This window comes from Faecalicatena contorta, from assembly GCF_022835095.1.
Lineage (GTDB): Bacteria > Bacillota > Clostridia > Lachnospirales > Lachnospiraceae > Faecalicatena > Faecalicatena contorta.
This window is the reverse complement of record NZ_BQNQ01000001.1, coordinates 39,282-63,828: the sequence shown is the minus strand read 5'-3', so window position 1 is coordinate 63,828 and position 24,547 is coordinate 39,282. Positions and strand designations below refer to the sequence as shown.

24 protein-coding genes are annotated in these 24,547 nt (G+C 43.6%); 4 read left to right on the top strand and 20 right to left on the bottom strand.

All coding sequences use genetic code 11. The annotated features are described in order from the left end of the window. Nucleotides 1-13 precede the first annotated feature (13 nt). Genes MWG26_RS00330 through MWG26_RS00320 form a run of 3 tightly spaced genes read right to left on the bottom strand, consistent with a single transcriptional unit; the run spans nt 14 to nt 2,373 of the window. Complete coding sequence (locus tag MWG26_RS00330) at nt 14-667, bottom strand: beta-keto acid cleavage family enzyme (protein WP_244062678.1); 654 nt, start codon at nt 665-667, stop codon at nt 14-16. Nucleotides 668-717: 50 nt separating this feature from the next. Then, nucleotides 718-2,157, bottom strand: a complete 1,440-nt coding sequence (locus MWG26_RS00325) for a cytosine permease (RefSeq protein ID WP_025653936.1) — start codon at nt 2,155-2,157, stop codon at nt 718-720. 36 nt (nt 2,158-2,193) lie between these two features. Beyond that, on the bottom strand, nt 2,194-2,373 hold the full coding sequence (locus tag MWG26_RS00320) for a hypothetical protein (protein ID WP_025653935.1): 180 nt from the start codon (nt 2,371-2,373) through the stop codon (nt 2,194-2,196). 362 nt (nt 2,374-2,735) lie between these two features. Here MWG26_RS00320 and MWG26_RS00315 point away from each other — a divergent pair, with 362 nt between their 5' ends. After that, a complete protein-coding gene (locus MWG26_RS00315; RefSeq protein ID WP_025653934.1) occupies nt 2,736-3,542 on the top strand; it encodes a DeoR/GlpR family DNA-binding transcription regulator in 807 nt (268 codons plus the stop codon). A 283-nt stretch (nt 3,543-3,825) separates the two neighbouring features. On the opposite strand, the gene MWG26_RS00310 is transcribed toward MWG26_RS00315, so the two are convergent. Then, nucleotides 3,826-4,443, bottom strand: a complete 618-nt coding sequence (locus tag MWG26_RS00310; protein WP_025653933.1) for a nucleoside recognition domain-containing protein — start codon at nt 4,441-4,443, stop codon at nt 3,826-3,828. Nucleotides 4,444-4,543: 100 nt separating this feature from the next. On the opposite strand from MWG26_RS00310, the gene MWG26_RS00305 reads away from it, so the two are divergent. Further along, nucleotides 4,544-5,620, top strand: coding sequence for a GGDEF domain-containing protein (locus tag MWG26_RS00305; protein WP_025653932.1), 1,077 nt, complete (start codon nt 4,544-4,546; stop codon nt 5,618-5,620). Between the two features lie 39 nt (nt 5,621-5,659). Here the strand turns inward: MWG26_RS00305 and MWG26_RS00300 are convergent, their stop codons facing one another. After that, a complete protein-coding gene (locus tag MWG26_RS00300; RefSeq protein WP_025653931.1) occupies nt 5,660-7,411 on the bottom strand; it encodes a DUF885 domain-containing protein in 1,752 nt (583 codons plus the stop codon). 215 nt (nt 7,412-7,626) lie between these two features. Here MWG26_RS00300 and MWG26_RS00295 point away from each other — a divergent pair, with 215 nt between their 5' ends. After that, a complete protein-coding gene (locus tag MWG26_RS00295) occupies nt 7,627-8,151 on the top strand; it encodes a nucleoside recognition domain-containing protein (RefSeq protein WP_025653930.1) in 525 nt (174 codons plus the stop codon). A gap of 138 nt (nt 8,152-8,289) precedes the next feature. After that, nucleotides 8,290-8,961, top strand: a complete 672-nt coding sequence (locus tag MWG26_RS00290; RefSeq protein ID WP_025653929.1) for an ABC transporter ATP-binding protein — start codon at nt 8,290-8,292, stop codon at nt 8,959-8,961. 23 nt (nt 8,962-8,984) lie between these two features. Here the strand turns inward: MWG26_RS00290 and MWG26_RS00285 are convergent, their stop codons facing one another. From MWG26_RS00285 to dhaK, 15 genes are all read right to left on the bottom strand, one after another. Continuing rightward, the gene (locus MWG26_RS00285) at nt 8,985-9,440 is read right to left on the bottom strand and encodes an Lrp/AsnC family transcriptional regulator (RefSeq protein WP_025653928.1); all 456 of its coding nucleotides are present in this window, start codon (nt 9,438-9,440) and stop codon (nt 8,985-8,987) included. A gap of 10 nt (nt 9,441-9,450) precedes the next feature. Then, on the bottom strand, nt 9,451-10,395 hold the full coding sequence (locus MWG26_RS00280) for a sugar kinase (protein ID WP_240285867.1): 945 nt from the start codon (nt 10,393-10,395) through the stop codon (nt 9,451-9,453). A gap of 282 nt (nt 10,396-10,677) precedes the next feature. Beyond that, nucleotides 10,678-11,436, bottom strand: a complete 759-nt coding sequence (locus MWG26_RS00275; RefSeq protein ID WP_025653926.1) for an IclR family transcriptional regulator — start codon at nt 11,434-11,436, stop codon at nt 10,678-10,680. Between the two features lie 20 nt (nt 11,437-11,456). Next, entirely contained in the window at nt 11,457-12,413 is a 957-nt protein-coding gene (locus MWG26_RS00270) for a bifunctional 4-hydroxy-2-oxoglutarate aldolase/2-dehydro-3-deoxy-phosphogluconate aldolase (protein WP_025653925.1), read from the bottom strand. 15 nt (nt 12,414-12,428) lie between these two features. After that, the gene (gene hydA, locus MWG26_RS00265; RefSeq protein WP_117441057.1) at nt 12,429-13,835 is read right to left on the bottom strand and encodes a dihydropyrimidinase; all 1,407 of its coding nucleotides are present in this window, start codon (nt 13,833-13,835) and stop codon (nt 12,429-12,431) included. Between the two features lie 18 nt (nt 13,836-13,853). Continuing rightward, on the bottom strand, nt 13,854-14,825 hold the full coding sequence (locus MWG26_RS00260) for an ABC transporter permease (protein WP_117441058.1): 972 nt from the start codon (nt 14,823-14,825) through the stop codon (nt 13,854-13,856). Between the two features lies 1 nt (nt 14,826). Further along, nucleotides 14,827-16,326 carry a sugar ABC transporter ATP-binding protein gene (locus MWG26_RS00255; protein ID WP_025653923.1) on the bottom strand — a complete coding sequence of 500 codons (1,500 nt, stop codon included), beginning with the start codon at nt 16,324-16,326 and terminating at the stop codon, nt 14,827-14,829. 72 nt (nt 16,327-16,398) lie between these two features. Next, nucleotides 16,399-17,445, bottom strand: coding sequence for a sugar ABC transporter substrate-binding protein (locus MWG26_RS00250; protein WP_025653922.1), 1,047 nt, complete (start codon nt 17,443-17,445; stop codon nt 16,399-16,401). 12 nt (nt 17,446-17,457) lie between these two features. Then, nucleotides 17,458-18,222 (bottom strand): aspartate/glutamate racemase family protein, encoded by a 765-nt coding sequence (locus MWG26_RS00245; protein ID WP_025653921.1) that lies wholly within the window; start codon nt 18,220-18,222, stop codon nt 17,458-17,460. Between the two features lie 15 nt (nt 18,223-18,237). Further along, nucleotides 18,238-19,413: a M20 family metallo-hydrolase gene (locus tag MWG26_RS00240; protein ID WP_117441059.1), complete on the bottom strand. Its 1,176-nt coding sequence runs from the start codon at nt 19,411-19,413 to the stop codon at nt 18,238-18,240. A gap of 19 nt (nt 19,414-19,432) precedes the next feature. Further along, nucleotides 19,433-20,590: a pyridoxal phosphate-dependent aminotransferase gene (locus MWG26_RS00235; protein ID WP_025653918.1), complete on the bottom strand. Its 1,158-nt coding sequence runs from the start codon at nt 20,588-20,590 to the stop codon at nt 19,433-19,435. Nucleotides 20,591-21,289: 699 nt separating this feature from the next. Then, the gene (locus tag MWG26_RS00230; protein WP_025653917.1) at nt 21,290-22,222 is read right to left on the bottom strand and encodes a transketolase family protein; all 933 of its coding nucleotides are present in this window, start codon (nt 22,220-22,222) and stop codon (nt 21,290-21,292) included. Beyond that, a complete protein-coding gene (locus MWG26_RS00225; protein ID WP_025653916.1) occupies nt 22,215-23,084 on the bottom strand; it encodes a transketolase in 870 nt (289 codons plus the stop codon). Before MWG26_RS00225 ends, MWG26_RS00230 begins: the two co-directional genes overlap by 8 nt. Then, nucleotides 23,084-23,524, bottom strand: a complete 441-nt coding sequence (locus MWG26_RS00220; protein ID WP_025653915.1) for an RpiB/LacA/LacB family sugar-phosphate isomerase — start codon at nt 23,522-23,524, stop codon at nt 23,084-23,086. Before MWG26_RS00220 ends, MWG26_RS00225 begins: the two co-directional genes overlap by 1 nt. 19 nt (nt 23,525-23,543) lie before the next feature. Then, a complete protein-coding gene (gene dhaK / locus MWG26_RS00215) occupies nt 23,544-24,536 on the bottom strand; it encodes a dihydroxyacetone kinase subunit DhaK (protein ID WP_025653914.1) in 993 nt (330 codons plus the stop codon). Nucleotides 24,537-24,547 lie beyond the last annotated feature (11 nt).

Below are 24,547 nucleotides of genomic sequence, written 5' to 3'. Positions count from 1 at the left end.
TTCTTATATCCGCCTATTGGTTACAATAATTAAGAACGTATTCCAGATTTTCCCGGAACGTTCCGTTTTCTACAAACTTAGAATCAAACAATGCGCTTCCCATCGTATAGGAATGGCACCCCAGCCTGGCCATCTGAGCCATTCGCTCCTTGTTCCCTACGCTGCCTGCTATTGCAAGCTTATCCATACCTATTTTTTCCCCTACCGCGCGTGCCAGTTCAAGAGGATCTCCATCCACATAACGATATGCCGTAAGGTCTACACCGTCAGCACCAGCTTCAATGAGTCTGACAGCGTCAGCTGCAATCTCTTCAATTGTTCCTGTTAATGCCACCGGACTTCCGCCGACTTTGCCGGCAAAAGGAAAATATTTTAATCCATATTTTTGCAGCAAACTGTCTACACTTGAATAATAAACTGTCCCGGTCAAAAAGTCAAAGCCACATTCTCCGGCTAACTTCGCACCTTCTAAGCAGCCTTCCTCCGTATATGTAACTACTTCCAAATATGTTGTCTTGCCGGCAGCCTTCATTTCACGATTCAGCGCAATCATCTCTTCTTTCTTAAGCCCAACATCTTTAAATCCCCAGCGGGTTATAGGCAAGTCCTTACAGGATTCAAAAACTTCGGAAGCATTCGATACTGTTACATCATTGTATGTTAACATAATTATAAGTTCAGGTTTCATTTTATCATTTCCTCTTTTCATATAAAGCTTTATACAGTTATATCTTCACGGTCACGAATCATATACTTCTTGATTGCCGGAATCTGATTCGCAATAAAGAATAAAACCGCTGTAAGTATAAATCCAAAAAATGTACATGTTGCAAAATTAAAGACCGGGCTTTTGGGCACATATCCAATTGGATCGAAAATCAGAAGGTCGCCGATAATTCCTATGATAGCGCATCCAAATGCCACCACATTAAATCCTTTGGTGTATTTGTAGCAGTCATGTCCTTCGAGTTCATAGACCGCACGCAGCGAAACTTTTCTTTTACGAATAAAGAAATAGTCAACAAACATAATCCCCATGACTGGTCCATAGAAGAATGCCGCAATTGTAATCATTGCCCCGATATAATCAAGGAGCTGTCCCCATATAACCATAATTCCGGCATAAACACCGAGAACAATAGCAATTATATTGAACTTTACCTTTGGGAATGTGGATTTGAGAACTACAGACCACATATATGATCCAGTCCCCTGCGTTGCAATATTCGCAAATATAACCAGCGCTAATGTTGTGAGAGCCATGATAGGACTGCTGAGTGTTACCAGCATTTCTGTAATATCATTCCCCATAACGCCAGTCTTTATAAAGGTTGCAATACCGAGTACCCCGCCTGCCATTACAAAAAATGGGGCAACCACACCATATGCTCCGATTGTAGCCCAATAACCGTCCCTTTCTTTTCTACACAAACGCGGGGTAACCGCAGTACTTGCACACCAGGACATCCCAAATGCAAGACCGGCCTCACACGCGATTGCATAAGCTGCACCGCTGTCACCACCAAGAAATGAAAGATCCGGTTTATATGCAACAATATCGCCAAGTGGTACGGAAGTAAATGCTACAACACAAATAGCAACACCAACCAGAAGAAGCAATGGAACGATAATGCGGTTTGCCCACTTAATTACCAATGGTCCGGCAATTGCAATAATTGTACCCAATGCAATGCAAAGCAGACCCATTGGTTTATGTAAGAATGCCGGAGGGGTCATGCCTGCCATTCGAATCAAATTGTCTATTGTGTTTGCAAATATCTCTGCACATTGTCCAAACCATGGAAAATTAACCGCAGTGAGAACTAACGCAACAACTCCGGCTCCTTTTGTGCCAAATGTAGACTTAAGCCATTGCCACATATCGATACCATACTTTGTCGCAAAAAGTACCGGCAATAAATATAACGCAAGTACAAAAATGTTTGCTGCAAAGGTAGTTGTCAACAATTGTTTAAAATTACAGTAAGCCGCCTGAAAAGTTCCCTGCGTATAACACCAGGTTGCTACGCCGTACCCACTGAGCACGAGGAATGCATCTAACATTCCATACTGACGTTCTGATCTGCGAACCGGCAGTGTGCCAAATGTTGCTTCTTTTGTATATTGATCATCTGAACTATTTCGATTCTTTGCCATTTTATTCCTCCTCATATACAGTAAAATCCCTTTATATTACATCCAATATCCGCCAATAAGCAGTGCTCCGGATACTATAATTGTTGCAATTGCCAGAATCCAATCTAATTTACTGAATGGAGTTGGAAATTCATAATTGGGATCTTCCATTTCCTCAAGTCGTATCTCTGCTTCCTGGAGATATTCTTTAGAATATCTGTTGTTATTTCCCGCCATAGCCACTCATCCTTTCTCAATATGAATTATTCACACTGTTTCTAAATTTTATTAACTGTTCCCCGGGTGTCTATCTTTAGATTATCACCGTTTTTAATTAATATCAAGCGTTTTTTATTGTTTTTAATTGTATTTGTTATTATCACCAATTTAAATCATCGATATTTGTTAATTATGCTGTGTTCTTTAATTGAATATAACTGATTATCAATTAATATCGCTGATGAAAAACAGTGAATTATCATTTTCACTTGTTTTCCAACATTCCCAATGATATAATTATAAAATACATTATAACTGCTCAGAATCATGAACAGTTACAATGCATTCACAGATTAACCTTTTATTATTTGGAGAATTATATGGCAGGCAAAACACACGGTTCTTTTTACGAAGAACGAGAAAAAGTGATATTAGATTTACTTCAAAAGAATGGCAGGATAACTGTTGCTGAAGCAGCCGAGCTCACAGGCTTGTCCGTTTCTACAATACGCCTTCAGTTCCAAAGTATGCATGAAAAAGGATTACTATTGCGCACCCACGGTGGCGCAATCAAGGCGGATTATCCAAAAGATTTTAATACGAGAACGGTTCAGCCGGATATCTTTGATGGGATTGTCAATTTTAATAAGAAGCAGGAGATTGCTGCCGCCGCAGCTGAAACGATTGAAGACGGCGATTTTATTGCCATCAGCAGTGGGTCTACGGCTCTTCTTCTTGCGTCTAAAATTACAAATAAGAAAAATTTGACTGTCGTTACGGACTCCATCCCTGTAGCAAACCTTCTTCTGTTCCATCCCAACATAAAGCTTTATGTCTGCGGCGGCCAGATCCGCGAACGCAACGGTGCGTGTTTTGGTCCTACATCCGAAGCCTTTTTTAGCACTGTGAAGGTGGACAAAGCATATTCCGGCTGTGACTCTGTGGATCTTGATGTGGGAATTACCTCTCTCGATATTGATCCCAGAACAGAACAAAGCCTGATTAAGTGCGCAAAAAAATGCTATATCCTGGCTGATTCAACTAAATTTTCTGTAAAACCGTTCATCGAAAAAACAATAGATATCAACGAGATCACATGCCTGATATCTGACAGCGGCCTGGATCCCACTTATGTAACCAGACTTAAAGAAGCAGGTGTAGAGATTATCCTTGGTTCTCCCGCTTAGCAGATAATACATGTTTTATTTCGCTTATTCATCTTATGCCAATATACAACAATGACTGCTCCCTGATCATGAAAATCAATTCAGACAGCAAAATAGTAGTCATACCGAGTGTGCCACATCTATTATAAGAGGACGATACATAATTGGTTACTACTCCGTAACAAGTGATCTGTTTCGTCGTGACAGGTGGGCTAATCAAAGTAAGCCCTTTATAAGCCGGCTGTAAACATATCTGAATAGCAGGTGGTTTATGAAAATATATGATTACAAAAGCAGAGGGCAATCAAGCCCTCCGCCTCTTCGCCTTCATCTTACAATAAACCATAGCCACCACCGTACTCACCGCCGTGGCCACAATTCCCGCCCCGACAATTCCCGCGGGATTCACGCTCCCGTACTGGCTCCGGTAAGCGATCACATTCACCGGTATCAACTGCAATGATGAAATATTCATAATCAAAAACGTACACATCTCATCCGAGGCGACCCCTGGCTTCTGCGCTGCACCCGGCGCCCGCCCTTCCTGTCTCTCCCTCTCCAGATCTGCCAGCGCCCCCATCCCCTGCAGTCCTGCAGGAGTAGCCGCCCAGCCCAGTCCCAGAAAGTTTGCAATAAAATTTGTCGTAATATAATCATTCGCCTTATGCCCCTCCGGTATATCCGGAAACAAAAACCGTACCAGCGGCCGCAGCTTCTTAGAAGCAATCTCAATAATCCCAGCCCTTGTTGCAATCTCCATCATACCCACCCAAAAAGACATCACTCCCATCATCGTGATGCACAGGGTTACTGCCTCTTTTGCAGAGTCCAGCGCCGCATTCGTAATATCCGGCATCTTCCCGTTAAAAGCCCCGAAGATAACACCGACTATAATCATGCCCGCCCATAAGTAATTCAGCATAGGTTCCCTCCTAAAATTTTTTATTTTATTCATAATATTACGTACTTTATATGATAGAATAGAAACAATGTATCAGTATATTTAATCGGGGGTTATCATTATGATTCCATATAGTAACTATTTTGTTGAAAATTATCATACTTATTATGAAGATATTGCAGACAGAAATCTGAAAAGCCTGCGTCTTATAACAACTCTGGGATTCTTAATGGGCGTTCCGCTCATTTTGGTCAGCCTTTTTCTGGAAAACTTCCTGAAAGCAACGGTTCCGTATACTATTATTACCGCAGCTTCCGTTTTTCTGAATATCCTGGCGAAAACATCCCTGAAGGCGCATAAAAGGCTAATACCTGCTGCCCTTTATACTATGGCTGCCATCATACTCGGGGTCTCAGTCTATTTAGGTACCATTATGCAGCCGGAGCTCAACGCAGTAGCCTTTATAGTATTTCTTGTGGGGCTTCCCCTCTTTATCGTTGACATACCGTCCCGCATCTGCATGTTTATGGGCATATTCTGTGTGATCTTTTGTATGTTATCCAAAATATATAAGACTCCTTACACTGCCTCTTATGATATTATAAATACCGTTGTGTTTTATCTGCTCAGCATTTTTACTTCACACCAGTTCAACTACCTCAATTTCCGGCAGATCATGTCTAATAACATTCTGGAAATGCAAAGAGATACGGATAAGCTGACCGGTCTCTGGAACCGCGGATTCTGTGAGAGAAAGATTACTTCCCATCTTTCCCTCGCCAATGCCCAGGGTGCACTTTTAGTCATCGACATTGATAATTTTAAACTGGTCAATGATTCCCGTGGGCATGACTGCGGCGATCAGGTGCTCAAAGAAGTAGGGGCCGTACTGCAGGAAACGTTCCGCTCTTCGGATATTATTGGGCGCATCGGAGGCGATGAGTTTTTAATTTTTCTCCCCGACTGTTCAAGTGACGACGTCCCCCGGGACCGTATTGTACAGTTTCTTGAAGCAATCAATGCGATAAACACTGCGGCTGACAGGGAACTCCCCCTAATAGGAGCCAGCATAGGCATCGCTCTGGCCCCGGAAGACGGATGCACTTTCAGGGAGCTGTTTAAGCACGCGGATGAAGCGCTGTACCTTTCAAAGCAAAATGGCAAGAATCAGTATGCGTTCTATCATATTCTTCCATGATTTTCAGATAATGAATCACCGTGGTTTCCGGCTGTTCCTCTAATCAACAGGCATTTTCCACATATATTCTTCCACGAGAGCAAAAGGAGCCGGTCCTACAGACAGCACTGCCTCGTGGAATTCTTTCTGTGAAAAATGATTCCCCTTTTTTGCGGCCCATTCTTTTTTCAGTTCCAAAAATTCTACATAACCGATATAATACTTTAGATAATTTCCCGGCGAACCTATAATAAGTTCATAAATACGTTCTATTGTTTTCGCGTCTTTGATCCCATAATTTTTGAAAAATGCCACCGTGTCAATCCTGCTCCACCCGTCGTAGTGAATCCCCATATCCGCAAGTGCGTAGAGCCCGAGTACAATGGAGCTGTTTTTCTGCAGCAGTGTAGCCTGCTCTTTACTCAGTGAGGACAGGTAATAGCTGCACATTTCCGCATAAGTTGCCCATCCTTCCACGTATCCGCCAAAATTAAAAATGCTTCTTAACGGGTCGGGATCTGTCCCGGCATAGTATACTGTCTGATACAAATGGCCTGGATACCCTTCATGTGCAAGTGTGGTATAGAGTGTCAGGTTGTTGCTCATATGAGATTGGTTCACATAGATTACATTTTCCGCCGTATTATCAATGGCGGGAATCATATAAAATGCGGGGCTCAGGTGTTCTTCCATAGCCTCCGGCACGTATTTGACCTGTGTCACCGTTTCAGGCGGCTCTGGGAATGCCCCGCCCGTTTTGCGCTCCAGTTCATTCAGTATAGTAACCGGATTACTCTCCTCCATGGCTGCTGTCTCTTTTGCCTGGTTTCCGGTTATATTGAGCACTTCCTCCATGGCCTCAAGGTCAGATATAATCTGTCTCCTGGTCAGATCCTCCAGCTCTGGAACAGTCTTTTCTGACCCTGTTGATTCAGCCACGATCTGTTCATAATAGGTCTTTCCGTCGGGAAGGTGGCAGAGCCCCTCCTCGTTTTTTCCAGTACCTTTTAAAGACTGTACGGCTGAAATCAGCTGATTATAAGCAGGCAGGACATAACTTTGGAGCATCTGTGCATTTCTCTTAATATAGCGGCTTTGAGTCTCAGACGATAGTCCAAGCTGTTTGATCCGCTCCACGAAGGTAGAAATCAAATAATTGCTTTCACCCATTTCCATAAAAGCCGTACACTGGGAAATCACCGTATCCGCTGCATAATCCGCCATAAACAGGCCTGCTGCCGATTTTTGCTTTTCGAATGCAATAAGTGACTCAAAATATTCCGGCGTTGACTGCATCAATTTTAAATATGTATCCACATCTTTCTCGTCATAGAACTGGTATTCCGATAAAAGCACCGGCAGCTGCGTCTGGATTCCGCTGACCAGGCCGAGAGGCTCATCGTACAGCAGATAATCTGTATTCTTTTCTGCCATATTCAGGTAATAGTCCAGGACGTCATAGGTCAATTGATTTTCCACCGACAGGCTGTCATAAGAAAACCTATCAAGTGCCGCACGAAGATTTTCCAATGAGGCCGCCGCTTCTTTCGAATCCGCAGTAAAACCGCCAAAAGTAACCGGTGCTTCCTTGATTCCATACTTTTCCGGCTCCTTCAGTGAATAATGCAGACTGATCGAATTCGAGGAAACCTCCTGGCAGAACACCTCTTTTGTAAATGACTGGAATGTTTTATTCTGGTTGGTATTTGTACTGACGCTGCACCCTGTAAACAAAAGGGCCGCTGTTGTGCTGACGGTAAGACACGCGGCAAGAAGCCGTTTTCTGATATGTTTGGGAATTAGAGATGGCATAGGAACTCCCCCAAAGTCTTTGTTTCATATTATGAGTAAAAATCCCCTGTTATGCTAACGCCAGACATTCCATCCTTTTAATTCATACCCAATGATACCCCGTAAGCTCACGCCCTGACGGGCGGATTTGCAGCCCAGCTGCAAAATAAGGTATCGTTTTCTCCGGATAAGCATATAAATAAAGCAATGATATTACAGATTGCCGAGGGATGTTTATGCAGTTTTTTCTGTATATTACGGATTTTATAGTTCCGTTTATTATTCTGGCTATCGTTACTTACGGCATACTTATGAGAACCAATGTATACGACAACTTTATTAAAGGGGCAAAAAGCGGTTTCTTCACCGTCATAAAAATCATGCCCACCCTCATCGGCCTCATGGTTGCAGTCGGAATCCTGCGCGCCTCTGGCTTCCTTGATTTCCTGTCGTCAATCATCGGCCATTTTACCGCATACATAGGCTTCCCCGGAGAACTCGTCCCACTCACCATTGTAAAAATGTTCTCCTCCTCCGCTGCCACCGGCCTCCTCCTGGACATCTTCAAAGAATATGGCACCGATTCCCGGCTGGGGCTTATCGCCTCCATATCCATGGCCTGCACAGAAACAATTTTCTATACGATGAGCGTATATTTCATGACCGCAAAAATTAAAAAAACGCGCTATACACTCACCGGAGCTCTGCTGGCAACCTTAGCCGGACTTGCCGCAAGCGTACTGATCGCAGGAATGATGTAAAGGGTTCTGACCCCTTTGCTCACCGTTTTCTGAATATTCTGAACTTTTAATAAAAACTCCCTTAAAAAACCTTGCCCCCCTTTGCATTGATATACGGTATGTGCTAAAATTGTGATAAGAATAAGCGGAGGTGTTTCTATGGCAAGCGTGACATTTAAGAACTTAAATAAGACATATCCTAACGGATTTATATCCGTAAAGAACGTATCTCTCCATATTAAAGATGGAGAATTCGTTGCCTTTCACGGCCCCAGCGGCTGCGGAAAGTCCACCATTCTCCGCATGATTGGAGGCCTGGAGGATATTACCTCAGGAGAGATATACCTGGGAGATGATCTCCTCAATGACATACTTCCCAGGGACAGAAGCCTCGCAATGGCTTTTCAGAACTATGTACTGTATTCCTATTTTAATGTTTATGATAATATGGCACTTGGCCTAAGGCTTCGGAATCTTCCGCGCGGAGTGATCGATACCCGTGTGAAGACGGCTGCTGAATTTCTCGGCATCGCAGATAAGCTTGATAAAAAGATTAAGTCGATCTCAGATGAAGCCAGACAGAAAGTTGCACTTGGACGTGCTGTTGTCTGCCACCCCAAGGTTCTTCTTGTTGATGAAGATTTTGCAAGGCAGAATGAACAGCGGCGGATGGAGATGATCGAAGATATTCAGAAGATCAATAAAGTGCTTGGAATTACCGTATTATACGTGACAAATGATTACGACGAAGCTGTTACGCTGGGGAACCGGGTAATATTCATGAAGGAAGGGAAGATCACCGAGATCAGAGAGCACATCGGCAGAGATTAAAAAAAGGGGTCAGACCCCTTTTTTTAATCCTCCATAATTCCACCTATGCCTCTGTGCAGTATAGGTGTTGACAGCACGATCTGTGTCATCGTATCAGCCCCACGTTTCTGGATTTCATTAATAAACTTATCCAGTTTTTGTGTGTTTTCAAAAAAGACAGATATCACTATGGAATATATTCCCGAAACAAAAGCGCATTCTGTAACATTCGGGCATCTATAGATAAAAGAAAACAGACTTTCTCTGCCTTTTCTATCCGTTTGAATATTAATGATTGCTTTGATTGGATACCCCAGTTCGCTTTCTCCTTCGATAACAGTGTATCCCTTGATATACCCCATCTTCTCCATTCTGGATATCCGGGATGCTGTAGCCGGCGAAGAAAGGTATACCTGACTGGCCAGTTCCTTGATCGAAGTCCGCGCATTCTCCTGTAGTGCTTTCAGAAGCTGAATGTCAATTTTGTCTAATTCGTTCATCCTGTTTTCCTCATCCCAGCATCAAGTGTTCCTGCAAATACTTTTCTAATTCCTCTTTTGTCGGCAATATCTCATTATCGGTCTTGGAGGTAATAATAATAGCCCCCATTGCATTCCCCCTGACAACCGCATCTTCAACCGGCATTCCCTCCAGAATACCGCTGATAAAGCCGGATGCAAAAGCATCCCCCGCACCGACTGTATCTACAACATTGTCCACCTTAAAACCTTTCACATAACCGTTTCTTCCAGTATATTCCTGATAAAATGCTCCGGATGACCCTAACTTAACAACTACCGTTTTGGCCCCCAGTGACAAATAAAACCTGGCGATTTCTTTTTCATCCTTTGTGCCCGCCAGCACTCTGCCTTCCTCGATCCCGGGTAATACAACATCACATTTGCCTGCAAGGTCATTCAAAGTCGAAATCATTTCTTCCTCGCTGTTCCAAAGCCTCCGTCTGATATTCGGATCAAATACTACCTTCATTCCGCATTGTCTTGCTTTCTCCAACGCATAATAACATGCATCCAGACAACTTTCAGAGATAGCCGCCGTAATTCCACTGAGATGTAATACCCCTGCGCCTTCAAAGTCCACCTGATCTATATCCTTCCTGCTCACACAGGATGCCGCCGAATTCTTTCTATAATAAAAAACCTGCGGATCCCCCTGATGGACTTTCGACTTGATATAAGAACCTGTCAAATGGTCCTTGTCAAATATTACCCCGCTTGTATCAATGCCTTCTTTTTTAATAAAGTCAAAAATATAATCACCATATGGATCCGTGCCTAGCCTGGTTATGTATTTTACATTGTGTCCAAGCCTGGTGATTCCAACCGCAACGTTCAATTCCGCACCGGCAAGGCCTTTTGTAAAGTCAGAAACATCTTTAAACTCCCCTGTTTCCTCAGAAATAAAGACAACCATTGCCTCACCAAATGTAATCACTTCCGCCAAATGTCTCACCTCGCTTTTCTTCAGACTACTCCCGGAAATACAGACGCTTAAATGGGCGGTGTCTTCCCGGGAGTATCCCTTAATAAATATATCCCATTCCTATACCCAAAGGGCATGCATTACGGGGTGCCCTTTGGGTATACCTTATTCTGCAGCTTTGCTGCAGACCCGCCCGCAGGGCATGAGTTACGGGGTGCCCTTTGGGTATTGCTTTCCGTGCTCATCCGATTTTCGGAATAAGTGGGGTATCTAAATAATAACACGCGCGGATTTTCAGCGATACCCCATGCTTCTTGAAATACTCTCCGCACATTTCTTCACATACACAGACATTGCTTCTATCCGTTCTTTTGGAAACATATCAATAAATCCCGTTGCGCTTACAGCGGCTATCACATTGCCTCTGTAGTCGAAAACAGGAGCCGCCACGCACCTGATTCCCGCCTCATTTTCCTGCTCATCTACGGCATAGCCCCTGGCACGTGTCTGATCCAGTTCAGCAAAAAATTTTTTTTGGTCCGTACAGGTATATTGTGTCATCATCGGAAGTCCTTTCGCGGCCAGGATCTCCTCCACTTCTTCCCGGCTCATCCGGGAGAGCATTGCCTTTCCAAGCCCTGTGCAATGAACATAGGCACGTTTCCCTATCTGGGAATACATACGTATATTATTAAATGAACTGATTTTATCCAAATAAACTACTTCATTTTCATCCAAACTTCCCAGATGCACGATGAGTCCCGTCTGGTTTCTAAGCTCTTCTAAAAACGGAAGCGCCTCCGTTTTAAGCTGGAGACTGTTTAAATAGAAGCTGCACAAATCCACCAGACGCATTCCCAGCCGATAATAATTATCTTTATTTTTAACCACATAGCCTTTACTGGCCAAAGTCAAAAGAATACGGCTCACCGTGCTTTTATTCAGTGCAAGCGCGGCTGACAGTTCTTTGACCTGCATCCCATTCGGGCAGTTTCCCAACGCCTCCAGAATTTCAAATGCCCTATCAATTGATTGTACCGTTGCTGTTGACATAGTAACCCTTTCCAGATTTCTCAGCCTAATGTTTCCTGAAGAAGATGGACTGCAAAACCGCCCGCATCTACTTTCAGGTAAGCAGCTAAGATATGACCTGCTTCATTTTTTTTGACAGATTCCGCTTGAATACCAAACCCCTTCCTTTGCAGATAGAATATTGCCCGCCCGATATCACTGGTTCCAACCGCTATATGCCCATTTTTCCCCTGCCCTGCGGTTTTTACAGCCTCAACATAATCTCCGATAAAGCCGGACGCCTGCCCCCAGAGAGTCTGTACATTCAGAATCTGCTCCAATTTTTTTGCTGCCTCCATCCCATGATTGATCCCAAGATGTGCAAACCGCAGCCCGAGCATTGCCGTTAAAGTCCGGTTAATATCGCTTTTCAAGCCTTCCAGGTCGCCTTTTCTAAGCTTTTCTTTTTTAATCAGCCAGCTGCCTCCGCATGCAGCCATTCTTGGAAATGCAAGGGTCGAGGCCAAATTCTCGTCATTGATCCCTCCGGTTGCCAAAAATTCCATTTTACCGTAGGGAGCTGAGATGGCTTTGAGCATCGGGATCCCGCCCATCTGCATGAACGGAAATATCTTCACAACCTTTAGCCCCAGGTTCTGCGCCAGTCCCAGATCTGTCGGAGTCATACATCCCGGAAATACGGGAATTCCCTCCGCAAGACAAAATTCTATCATGCCGGGATTCATACCAGGCGCCAGTACGAACTGTGCCCCCGCTTTGATCGCCCGCTCCGCCGTATCCGCATCCAGCACCGTTCCTGCTCCGACTAACATATCCGGATAGGTGCTTCTGAGAATACGGATTGCTTCCTCCGCCGCGCCGGACCGAAACGTAATCTCTACAATGGGCAGGCTGCAATCCGTCAGCGCTCTGCCAAGTACATACGCATCCTGCGGATCATCCAGCGTAACAAGAGGCATCACTCCGTACTCGCGGATTTTTTCTAATATCTTGTCCATAAAACAGCCTCCTGACTATTCTCTTCCTTCAAAGCAATAAGCATATGGTTTACTTGGTATGAACTCTCCCTGTCCCATTTCGCCCACAAATTGGGCATGTTCAACTACTTTTTTACCGCGCAGCAGTACGGTTTCTACCTGTCCGATCTGCTCCCTTCCTTCATAAATATTGTAGTCTACGCCATTCGGGTTATCCGCAAGCTGTACAACACCTCTGTAGTCCGGATTGAAAATTACAATATCCGCATCTGAGCCAACTGCTATGGTACCTTTTCTTGGATATATGCCATTAATCTTTGCAGGCATTTCCGAACATACCTCCACAAACTTCTGTCTGGAAATCCTGTTTTTAGCCACGCCATTTGTCCAGATCATATGAATGCGGTCGGCCGCCCCCGGCGCCCCGTTTGGTATATCCACAAAATTATCCCTTCCCGTCTGCTTCATTTCTGCAAGGTCAATTCCGCAGTGATCCGATACCACGGCGCTTAATACACCATCATATAATGCCTGCCACATGGCGTCAATATCACTCTCATCACGGAGTGCCGGCGAACATACGAATTGGGCGGCAATATTAAAGTCCGGATTTTTCAGGCGATCCTTTGTCGTCGTAAGATACTGTGTACAGGTCTCGCCATATACTCTCTGTTTTTTATACCTTGCCTCTGCAATGGCATCCGACGCCCCCTTACAGGAGACATGTACGATAAAGAGCGGGGCGTCTAACTGATCCGCTATGTAGATAGCTCTCTGAGCAGCCTCTGTCTCAACAAGCGGCGGGCGGGATACCGCATGGAATTCGGGCGTCACATTCCCGGCTTTTACACACTCCTTCTGCAGCATATCAATGATCTCTCCATTTTCCGCATGCACAAATACGGTTACCCCCACCTTTTTACTTTCCTGGAGCACCTTATATAAGGTATCGTCCCCTACATGGAGCGGGGAACCGATATATGCCATAAACACCTTGATACTTGCAATGCCATAGTCCGGCAGCTGTTTTATCTCGTCAAACATAGCGTCCGTCACTTCGGTTACCAGAGAATGCAGAGCAAAATCAACGCATGTCTTTCCCTTTGCCCTCGTGTTGATGCGGTACTGTGCGGATTCAATCAGCCCGCAGCCCGGATCCTGGGGCGCGTAATCTATGATTGTAGTAGTCCCCCCTACAATAACTGCTTTCGTTGTCTCGTATCCCGCGGTATCCTTATCCCCGGAATTACAAAGCGCAGAAAAATGAGTGTGCTGGTCGATTCCTCCCGGAAATACATATTTCCCCTCTGCATCGATCACCTCATGAACATCTTGCACTATATTCTGCCCGACCGCAGCGATTTTCTCATCAATGATCAAAACATCGGCTTTTACCTCGTTTTCCGCTGTCAATACGGTTCCATTCTTTATTAAAATACTCATATGTATGCCCCTTCCTTCTTATTTCTTTTTCATTCTCTGGATGGATGTTATGGTGACCGCCAGAAAAATGACAAGCCCTTTCGCAATGTCCTGGTTGTAATACTGAACATTGCAGAGGGTCAGCCCATTTGTAAGGACTCCGATAATCATAGCGCCCACAAAGGTTCCTGCAATATTAGGCTCCCCGCTCTTAAATGCGGTTCCCCCCACATAGACGGTGGCCAGCGCTTCCATCAGGTAATTATCTCCCGCCGTAGGATGTGCGGTTCCAAGCTTAGACGCCAGGATCAATGCGGCCAGTCCTGCGCCAACGCCGCTGACAACATAAGCCCAGATCAAATTCGCCTTTACATTTACACCGGACATCAGGGATGCCTCTTCATTGCCGCCGATTGCATAAACATGCCTTCCGAATCTTGTGAAGTTAAGCAGTATAAAAATAATAACCAGAAATACGATCATAAAGAATATGGAAGTCGGTATTCCTTTAACAAACTTAGCGCCGAATATGCTGAACTCCGCCGGGAGCCCTGAGATTGGATGTCCTTTTGTATAGGACTGGTTAAAGCCTGAAATCAAAAATCCCAATGATAAAGTCGCAATAAAATCAGGAATCCCAATCAATGCCACAGCAATACCGCTCAGGCTCCCCAGTATGGCCCCCGCTATCAAAGTCAGGATTGCGGCAGGCAGAACAGGAATTCCGAAGTCTACCATCAGCGCACCTGCAACAATTCCAAGAAAACTGGTCGTATAGCCTATCGTCAGGTCGATACGGTTTGTGATCATAACAACCGTAAGGCCTCCGCCCAGTATGCTCAAGATTACAATCTGCCTCAATACGGTCAATAGATTGCCCACACTTAAAAATATGCTTGGCCGTAATACCGAAAATGCGATGCACAGAAGCACCAAAAACATCAATGTCCCGTATTTCATCACAAATTCTGAAAAATGCACTTTCTTTTTCATTTGCACCTGTCCTGTCATATTAGCCTCCTATAGAATATTTCAGAATGGTCTCCGCATCCTGGAACTCTTCACTGCCCAATACGCCCGTAACCCGGCCCTCCCGCATGACTGCAACCCTGTCGCAGATTGACTGCAGTTCCGGTATTTCGGATGAAATAATAATGACAGATGCTCCCCGTTCTGAAATTTTCTCTATCAATGTATAAATCTCACTTTTTGCCCCCACATCTATCCCTCTGGTCGGTTCATCAAATATAAAGATATCCACCGGCATGTCTACAAATTTTGCCAGGACAACCTTCTGCTGGTTCCCGCCGCTTAATGCACCGGCCGGGCTTTCAATGCCGGGGCAGGAGAGCTGTAGCTCCTCCCGCAGTTTTTCCGCGCTTTCCACTTCTTTACTCTTATTCATAAATCCGGCTTTACTGAATCTTTTCAGCTTCGTAAGCGACGCATTCTGACGGATAGACAGATTCATGACAAGCCCCTGCTTTCTCCTCTCTTCCGGGATTAAGACCAGCCCTGCCGCCATGGATTCACGGATATTTTTAAACCTGACCCGGTTTCCTTTATAGGTAACTTCACCGCTCTTTATAGGATCAATGCCAAGCACCGCGCGTATCATCTCTGTACGCCCAGAACCAACTAGTCCATAAAAGCCCAGGATTTCTCCTTTTTTCAAAGAAAAATGAACGTCCGCCACCATTTTTTCACATGACAGTCCCTCTACCTTCAGGATATCTTCCCCAAATTCTTTATGGTTCTTTTTGATATCCAGGCTTTCCGAGGATCTGTTTACCATCTCTTTAATCAGCTGGTCAACCGTGATATCGGCGGTCCGATGGGTTCCGATCGTCTGACCGTCGCGCAATACCGTGATTTCGTCACAGATTTCAAAAATCTCTTCTAATTTATGGGATATGTAAATAATGGTTTTTCCAATGCTTCTCAAGTATTTCATGTACTCCAGAAATTCCTTGATTTCCTTAACGCCCAGCCTTGCGGTAGGTTCATCCATAATAATCACTTCCGCATCCAGCGACAGCACTTTTGCAATTACAAGCATTTGTTTATCTGAAACACTCAATTTACCGGCAGCCGTTCTTGGATCCAGATGAATCTTGAGTTCTTTCAGAATAGTTTCTGCTTCTTCAAACATTTTGCTGCGTGATACCAGGCCCGGCCCTTTTACCTGCTCACGCCCCAGATAAATGTTTTCGGCTACGGTAAAATAATCTACTAATGCCAGTTCCTGAGGCACAATCGCAAGCTTATGTTCCTGGGCTTCTATCACAGACCTTATGTTCATTTCTTTTCCGAACAGATAAACGGACCCCTGTTCTTTCTTAATAATTCCGCAAAGTATCTTCATTAAGGTAGATTTTCCCGCCCCGTTCTCGCCAAGCAGGGCATGGATCGTCCCCTTTTTTATCTGCAGGTTTACGTTATGGAGTGCGCATATGCCATTGAAATATTTACTGATATTTCTCATTTCTACTGCCATTTCCTGCTCTGCCATATTTACTCCTTTCCGGCTTGAAACAGTTTTTGTATTTAAGTATTGGGCGCCTGCAAGCGCCCTTTACAATTTTTATTCGCTTTCTTTCAGATAGGACTCTGTTCTTTCAATCCATTCATCTACATTTTCCTCTGTAATCATAATAAATGGCATCTCATGGAACATCTTTACTTCCGCTCCGGAAGATAAATCAGCCACTGTCTGAATGACATCATCGGTCGTTGCCTCCAAATCAGCTACGGATGTCGCAATAATATATTTTCCGTCTTTTATCATACGGAGCACATCAATTTCTCCGTCGGCTCCTACAATTTTGATATCCTTCTTGCCCAGCGCTTCGCATGCCTGCGCCGCTCCCAGTGCCTCCAGGTCAAAGGTGCACCAAATTGTCTTAACGTCCGGATTCTGCTGCAGTGCGCTTTCCACGCCGTTATAAGCAAGTTCCGTCGTTCCCGGGTAACCCGTTGTTACGCGGTTTACCAGCTTGATATTCGCGTATTCTTTCAGCATTGCTTCCTGGACATTTACTCTTGCCCGGATAGCTGGATGGTCGTTATGCCCGGTTGCTATAATTTCACCCTCATACCCCATCTCTCCTGCCAGCATCATATACATTGCGGATGCCAGGGCAAAATCGTTTTTTGCAAAGTAAGCAGAAATACCCGGGATATATCCTGATTCTACACTGATTACGTAGACACCCTTTTCAGATGCCTCTTTTACCGCATTGGTCAGCCCTTCTGTATCGCCGTTCAAAACAACAATCACATTGCATCCCTGCTGAACCAGGTTCTCAATATCCGTGGACTGCTGGGTTGCCGTGCCGTTTGCATTGGTGGCAACGTATTCATAACCGGCTGCCTCTGCCTTATTCTGCATCATTTCAAATACCTGGCGGTTATTAATCGCATCCAGCGCATTGATGCTGATACCGACCTTAACATCACCGGAATCCAATACCTTAGCCGGCTCACCGGATTCTTCTTTTGTCTCCTCTGTCTGTTCTGCTTTAGGTTCGGGCTGTTTTTCTTCTTTGCTTCCCCCGGAACATCCTGCAAGAAGTGCGGAACATACCATTACACAACTAAGTACAAATGCTAACAATCTTTTCTTTCTCATACATATTTCCTCCTATTTACCACATATCATCGGTTTCCCTGGCATCCATGTTACCGTTTCAAGATCATAACCTGCATATTCTTTCTTCTCGGGATAACTCCATGTATTTGTTTTGCTGGTGCAGAGCCCCATTTCCACAAATGTTTCTGCAAATTTTACGGCCGGCATAACCCCGTCTAGCACCGGAACCCCCAGTTCCTTCTTTATCTTTTCTACAAAATCAACAAACCCTGCACATCCGAGAAGAATACACTCCGCCTTATCCTCACTCACTGCAAGTCTGCTCTGATGCAGAAGCGCATCTAGTCCTCTTTGTGGGCTTTCTCCAAATTCCAGAACACTGAGTCCGGTGGAGCGGATGGATCTGCAGAATTTTTCTGCTCCATAATTGACAACCACATCCTCAGTCACCTTAATCGAACGGTCCAGAACAGATACAATTGAAAAATACGGCGCAATTACTTTGGCAGCGGCAATGGCAGATTCTGCAATTCCTACCACCGGTTTGTCTGTGATTTCCCTTGCTGCCTGAAGACCGGGATCTCCAAAGCATGCAATTACATACGCATCGGCCCCTTCCTGCTCCCCTTTCTGGACTTCCCGCAATACTCCGGGGATCGCCAGATATTCGTCTACATAACACTCAATACTGTTTACACCGACAGTTGGGTTGACCGCATATATTTCAGTATCTTTGCGCACATACTTTTCTGCGCAACTTTGAATGCTCTGAGTCATAGCAGCTGTCGTATTTGGATTGATCAGTTTTATTTTCATACTGCATCTCCCTCATTACTGCCGGTCAATCATTTGAATCGCATCCAGCAGTATATTACTTCCTTTTATGATATCTTCCGGCCTACTTTCTTCCCTGATATTATGGCTGATTCCGCCCATACTCGGGATAAAGATCATTGCTGAAGGTGTGAATAATGCCATGTTTATCCCATCATGCCCCGCACCACTTGGCATATGGCAGAAGTTTGTTTTTCTTCCAAGGCAGCACTTTTGAAAAACATTCATCAATTCTCCATCCATGTTTGTGGCTTCCTGCCACAGAAAGTTCTCAATTGTAATACCCTCACTCTGAAACTCTGATTCAAATCTATGGATGGCTTTATTGATATCCTGTGTATCCATACATCTCAGTTCAATCATAAATTCCGCCAGCCCGGGGATTACATTGACTGCGCCGGGTTCCACCCGGATTTGCCCTATGGTGCATGTCATATCGGAGTTTATATCCCGGGCGATATCCATCATTCCCGTAATCATCGGGGCTGCTTTTACCAGAGCATCATCGCGCAGATTCATCGGAGTACTGCCGGCATGATTGGTTTTACCTGCAACAGTCACCCTGTATCGGGCAATCCCTACGATGCCCTGTACAATCCCAATGGGTATCTGCTCTTGCTCCAGCCGACCTCCCTGTTCAATATGTAATTCCAGATAGCATCTGTAATCTTCCGGATTCCGCCTGGCATTTAGGATATCCGTTTCCGTAATATTGTACCCGACTGCCTTTCGCAGTGAATCTGTTTCCTGCGGCTGTCCGGTGAACGCCTTACTTCCAAATGTGCCGCCAACCACATTCCCCTCTTCCTCGGTAAATGCAATCACTTCTATGCTGTGTCTGCTGCGGTATCCGGCTGATTTTAATGCCCTTACTGCTTCAATCCCGGCCAGAACTCCCAGGGCTCCATCATAGATTCCGCCTCCCGGTACTGTATCAATATGGGAGCCTATGGATATAATTTTTTCGGTTTCCCCTTTCAGCACACCGGTAAGATTACCGACTTCATCAACCCTTGCTGACATCCCGGTACTTTCCATCAGCTGCTTCACATAATCCCGACCCTGGTTGAATGTTTCGGAGTATGCCATTCGGCTGGTTCCAACGCCCTCTTTATATCCTATATTCCCAAGTTCTGTGAGCTCCCTGAGGAGCCTGTCGCCATTAATGTCCATTCAGGTTACCTCCCGGCTGTTAAAGGGTTTTTACAAATTCTTCGATTAAATCCATGCCTCTTTCAATCGCTTCCAGAGAAGTTGCATAAGACAGCCTGATATATCCTTCTCCGCCTTCGCCAAAAGCAGTTCCCGGAACTACCACCACCTGTTTTTCTTCTAAAAGCCTGTCTGCAAACTCTTCTGATGTCAAAGGAAGATTCCTGATATTCACAAACGCATAGAAGGTACCTTTTGGCGCCCTGCAGGATATGCCGGGAATTGCATTCAGCCTTGCCACCATCACATCGCGCCTTTCCTTATACTTCCCCACCATATATTCCTTGTAATCCTGCGGGCCGTTCAAAGCTTCCAGGGCCGCATACTGGCTGGGCATAGCTGCGCATGCCGCCACATTTTCCTGCAGTTTCGTGATATTGCTTATCACCTCTTCCGGTCCTGCGGCATATCCCACTCTCCACCCTGTCATGGCATACCCTTTTGAGAAACTGTTAATCACAATGGTACGTTCTTTCATTCCTTCCACGGATGCAATGGAGGGAGCTTTCGTTCCATCATAAACAATGGTTTTGTATACCTCATCCGAGATCACCGCAAGCCCGTGCTTTTTGGCTGTCTGTGCAATTGCTTCCAGGCTCTGCATATCAAGCACTCCTCCGGTCGGATTGGAAGGGGAGTTTAATATAACCGCTTTTGTCTTCTCCGTAATCGCCTTCTCCAGATCATTTACATCCAGTATAAAGTTATTTTCTTCTCTGCATATGACGAATACAGGAACCCCATCACACATCTTTACCTGCTGTACATAATTCGTCCAGTAAGGCTCACATATAATGACTTCATCCCCCGGATTGATGAGTACTTTCAGTGAAAGATACAAAGCCCCCATGGCCCCTACTGTTACCGTAATCTCACGATCCGCATCATAGTTCTGCCCAGTCTCTTTATTTAGGGCTTCACCAATCGCTTTTCTAAGCGGAAGCAGCCCTGCATTCGCGGAATATTTTGTATATCCCTGCCGGATGGCCCGGCATCCTGCTTCTACGACATTTTCGGAAGCTGTAAAATCCGGCTCCCCCAATGTAAAACTAATTACATCATCATACTGCAATGCTTTATTAAACATCTTCCGTATGGAGGATGGTTTTATACCTTGCGTATTTCTGGATATTTCCATATGATTCCTCCTTTGTCCCACATTGTGAAACACCATTTCATTTTTAGGTAATAAGTGAAAAATGCAGGACTTGCATTTCATATAATGAATCGCGATTTCATTTTTTAACATTCTAGCATTGCAGTTGTGCATATTCAACATTTATTTTCTGTTTTATTTCGTTTTTATTATATTTTTATACTAACTTTTATTATTTAGCGAAATCATCTAGTGCATTATTACCATTATTTATTCTGTTTAAAACTATTATTATGTTCATTTTGACGAACTTTTTTTATTTCTCCTTATTTTATCTTGCGTTTTTTAAGTCCAATAAAAGAGATAGACTGAAATATTTACTAAACAGCCTTATCTTCGTAAAAACGAATAAAAAAGGGGCAGCCCCCTTTTTCTTTTTCCGCAGCTATTCTATTTTTTTCAATAAATCTGCAAATAAAAAGGCGCATTACATAGAATGTAATACGCCCTCCTCGCCAGCTTTTTAAAATTCTTGCAGGCAAATGTAAGCCCGGCTTTCATTCGTATTCTGAGTCATCATAGAAACATCCCGCAGCCCTTTGATACTTTCATTATCTCAAAAAAAAGTGTGCCGTTTTTAACAGCACACTATAGGGTAGGTTTTTATGTGGATGGATACTTTATTCTGCTGCGGCTGCAGCTTCACCGGTAATAAAAATTTTCCGCACGACAGCTCTTTTACTATTTACTTAACACTTTTTTTACTTCACCTGCGATACCCTCCGCATCGATATGATAGTAATGAAGTAACTCTGGATAGCTACCTGTAGCTGCATATATTGCAGGTACACCTAAACGATATACTTTAATATCAGAAAATGCACTACATGCCTCCGTTACAAGTGTTCCCAGTCCACCTTCTGCATAATGCTCTTCAACGGTAAGAATAACACCAGTTTTCTTAGCAGACTCTTCAACAAGTTTGGTATCTAACGGATAAACTGTCGGCATACCAATTACACGTACAGAAATTCCTCTTTCCTTTAACTCTTTTGCAGCTGTTAAAGCTGCTTCTGTTGTTGATCCAGTAGAAATAATTGTAATATCTTCACCATCTTCAAGAACTGTTCCTTTTCCAATTACAAATTCTTTCTCTGGTAAGATATTTGAAATCTTTGGATTTCCAACTCTCATATATACCGGACCTTCATGTTCTATCATAGCTCGTACAGCTGCTTTAATCTCATTTGGATCCTGTGGTGCAAGTATTGTCATACCAGGAATCATCCGCATAATTGCAAAATCATCCAAACTCTGGTGTGTTGCTCCGAGGTCTGAATAAGTAAATCCACAGTTACGCCCTACTAGTTTTACATTTTGACGCATATAACCTATATCATTTCTTACCATTTCATATGGACGGCATGTTACAAATGGAGCGATTGCACAGAATACGGGAATCATCCCTACAGTTGCCATTCCAGCTGCAATTCCTACAACACCTTGCTCCATAATCCCACATTCATAGTAACGTTCTGGATATTTTTTCATAAAGTCGCCAAATCCTGAACTTTTTCCACTATCGGCAGAAAGAACAACAACATTTTTATTTTGTTCTGCAACTTCTGTTACAGCCTGTCCAAACACTTTTCTTGGATCAAATTTTTCAGTCATTCCTCTTTTCCTCCAGTTCTTTTTCCAGTTTTGCAACGAGCATCTCTAAATCTTTATCTGCTTTATCTAAGTCTTCTTCTGTTGGATTCCAGAAATGATACTCCGGTTTATTTTCTCCTGCATAAAGACCTTTTGCTTTTGTTGTATGCATGATAACAGCTGTCGGTTTTCCCTCCTGAATTGGTAATTTATCCAATGTGTTAACTAGTTCTTCCATGTTATTGCCATCAATCTCAATTGCAGACCATCCAAATGATTTGAATTTTCCACTTATATCCTCCATATTCATTACATCAGTTACTTTCCCGCTGATTTGAAGTCCATTATTATCGACAAAAACAGTTAAATTATCTACACCAAACTTTGCTGCTGCTGCAGCTGCTTCCCAGTTTGATCCTTCTGGCAATTCGCCATCTCCTGTAACAACATAAACGTTAAAGCTGCTGCCGTTTTGTTTTGCAGCCATTGCCATACCTGCAGCAATAGACATTCCATGTCCAAGTGCCCCTGTATTAGCTTCTATACCTGGTAATTTGTGCATATCCGGATGTCCTGGTATCAGCGACTTAAATGACCCATAACTTTTAAGGATAGCTTTGTCAAAATAACCTTTTTCAGCTAAAACTGCATACTGAGATAAGCATTTATGTCCTGCAGATAATAAAAAACGGTCTCTGTTCTCCATTTTTGGATTTTTTGGATCAACATTCATCTTATCAAAATAGAGCGCGGTTACTACATCAATAGCTGACAATGCTCCACCTACATGACCGTGGCCACCTGCACGAATCATATGCATAACATTTTGTCTGCATTTTGCTGCATAAAGTTCTAATTGCTTAATTCTTTTCTGATTCTGCATTAGCCTTCTGCCCCCTCATAATCATAAATTCTCTTGATTTTTGGTACCGATCGGCTATTTGGATCAAATGTACGGCCAAGATACTCTTTCACCAGGCATTTTCCTAATTCAATACCTATTACCTGAGCACCCATTGTCATAATGTTTGCGTGATTACTTAATTCAGCTCTCTGTGCCTGATAAACATTATTAACTAATGCTGCATATGCTCCTTTTACTTTGTTTGCTGCAATGCAGACTCCGATACCAGTTCCACAAATCAATATGCCTCTGTCATACTGTTTTGAAGCTACTGCCTCTCCAACAGCAATTGCTACATTTGCATAAATTGGATCTGTACTTCCAAAATCTTCTACCTCATGTCCTAATTTCTGAATATAGGTAATCAGTTCTTTTTTAAAGTTTTCTGCATTAGGATCACAACCAACCGCTATTTTCAATTTATACGCCTCCTAGTGATTAAAAAATACGAACAGGAATCTCTGCCGGTTCATCAAGTAAAGCTTCCATCTCATCATCTAATTTAAGTAATGTTAACGAGAATCCTGCCATTTCTAGCGATGTACAGTAGTTGCCAACATAATTTTTAACAATAGTAAGACCTTTTTCTTCGCACATTAAAGCTGCTTCTCTGTATGTAATATATAATTCACTGATAGGAGTTCCGCCCATACCATTAATCATTAATGCTACACGGTCACCTTTTTTGAATGGAAGATCTTCAGAAACTGCTTTGAACATTTCTTCTACGATTTCATGTGCAGATTTGATTTTATCTCTACGACGTCCTGGTTCCCCATGAATACCAACGCCCATCTCGATTTCATCATCTTCAATTTCAAAGATTGCTGTTCCTTTTGAAGGAGGTGTACATGATGATAAGGCCATTCCCATTGTACGGACATTTGCATTTACTTTATTTCCTAATGCTACCAATTCTTCTAATGAAGCACCTTTCTCTGAAGCAGCTCCGCAGCATTTGATTACAAAGAAGTTACCAGCAACGCCACGACGTCCAACGGTGTATAAACTATCTTCTACAGAAACGTCATCATTTACTACTACTACACCAACTTTGATGCCATCCATCTCAGCCATCTCCCGACCCATATCCCATGACATACGGTCTCCCTGATAGTTATTGATAATGTGAAGAACACCTGCATCAGAAGCAATTTTCTTTGTACATTGATATACAAAATCCATTGGTGGGGCAGCAAATACATTTCCAGGACAAGAGGCATCCAACATACCTTTGCCTACACACATAATATGTGCCGGCTCATGTCCTGATCCTGATCCCTGCATTATAGTAACTTTTCCTTCCGGAATATTTTTACGATATAATGTGTTAATTTCAGGTACCCACTCTAATTTATCTTTATTGGCAAGGTATACACCTTCGATCATTTCTTTTACAAAATCATTTGCATCATTCATAATTTTCTTCATAATGAGCTCCT

Excerpts from the sequence above, each read along its gene's own strand:
- MWG26_RS00330 (WP_244062678.1), bottom strand. The coding sequence starts at position 667 with ATGTTAACATACAATGATGTAACAGTATCGAATGCTTCCGAAGTTTTT.
- MWG26_RS00325 (WP_025653936.1), bottom strand. The coding sequence starts at position 2,157 with ATGGCAAAGAATCGAAATAGTTCAGATGATCAATATACAAAAGAAGCA.
- MWG26_RS00320 (WP_025653935.1), bottom strand. The coding sequence starts at position 2,373 with ATGGCGGGAAATAACAACAGATATTCTAAAGAATATCTCCAGGAAGCA.
- MWG26_RS00315 (WP_025653934.1), top strand. The coding sequence starts at position 2,736 with ATGGCAGGCAAAACACACGGTTCTTTTTACGAAGAACGAGAAAAAGTG.
- MWG26_RS00310 (WP_025653933.1), bottom strand. The coding sequence starts at position 4,443 with ATGCTGAATTACTTATGGGCGGGCATGATTATAGTCGGTGTTATCTTC.
- MWG26_RS00305 (WP_025653932.1), top strand. The coding sequence starts at position 4,544 with ATGATTCCATATAGTAACTATTTTGTTGAAAATTATCATACTTATTAT.
- MWG26_RS00300 (WP_025653931.1), bottom strand. The coding sequence starts at position 7,411 with ATGCCATCTCTAATTCCCAAACATATCAGAAAACGGCTTCTTGCCGCG.
- MWG26_RS00295 (WP_025653930.1), top strand. The coding sequence starts at position 7,627 with ATGCAGTTTTTTCTGTATATTACGGATTTTATAGTTCCGTTTATTATT.
- MWG26_RS00290 (WP_025653929.1), top strand. The coding sequence starts at position 8,290 with ATGGCAAGCGTGACATTTAAGAACTTAAATAAGACATATCCTAACGGA.
- MWG26_RS00285 (WP_025653928.1), bottom strand. The coding sequence starts at position 9,440 with ATGAACGAATTAGACAAAATTGACATTCAGCTTCTGAAAGCACTACAG.
- MWG26_RS00275 (WP_025653926.1), bottom strand. The coding sequence starts at position 11,436 with ATGTCAACAGCAACGGTACAATCAATTGATAGGGCATTTGAAATTCTG.
- MWG26_RS00270 (WP_025653925.1), bottom strand. The coding sequence starts at position 12,413 with ATGGACAAGATATTAGAAAAAATCCGCGAGTACGGAGTGATGCCTCTT.
- hydA (WP_117441057.1), bottom strand. The coding sequence starts at position 13,835 with ATGAGTATTTTAATAAAGAATGGAACCGTATTGACAGCGGAAAACGAG.
- MWG26_RS00260 (WP_117441058.1), bottom strand. The coding sequence starts at position 14,825 with ATGACAGGACAGGTGCAAATGAAAAAGAAAGTGCATTTTTCAGAATTT.
- MWG26_RS00255 (WP_025653923.1), bottom strand. The coding sequence starts at position 16,326 with ATGGCAGAGCAGGAAATGGCAGTAGAAATGAGAAATATCAGTAAATAT.
- MWG26_RS00250 (WP_025653922.1), bottom strand. The coding sequence starts at position 17,445 with ATGAGAAAGAAAAGATTGTTAGCATTTGTACTTAGTTGTGTAATGGTA.
- MWG26_RS00245 (WP_025653921.1), bottom strand. The coding sequence starts at position 18,222 with ATGAAAATAAAACTGATCAATCCAAATACGACAGCTGCTATGACTCAG.
- MWG26_RS00240 (WP_117441059.1), bottom strand. The coding sequence starts at position 19,413 with ATGGACATTAATGGCGACAGGCTCCTCAGGGAGCTCACAGAACTTGGG.
- MWG26_RS00235 (WP_025653918.1), bottom strand. The coding sequence starts at position 20,590 with ATGGAAATATCCAGAAATACGCAAGGTATAAAACCATCCTCCATACGG.
- MWG26_RS00230 (WP_025653917.1), bottom strand. The coding sequence starts at position 22,222 with ATGACTGAAAAATTTGATCCAAGAAAAGTGTTTGGACAGGCTGTAACA.
- MWG26_RS00225 (WP_025653916.1), bottom strand. The coding sequence starts at position 23,084 with ATGCAGAATCAGAAAAGAATTAAGCAATTAGAACTTTATGCAGCAAAA.
- dhaK (WP_025653914.1), bottom strand. The coding sequence starts at position 24,536 with ATGAAGAAAATTATGAATGATGCAAATGATTTTGTAAAAGAAATGATC.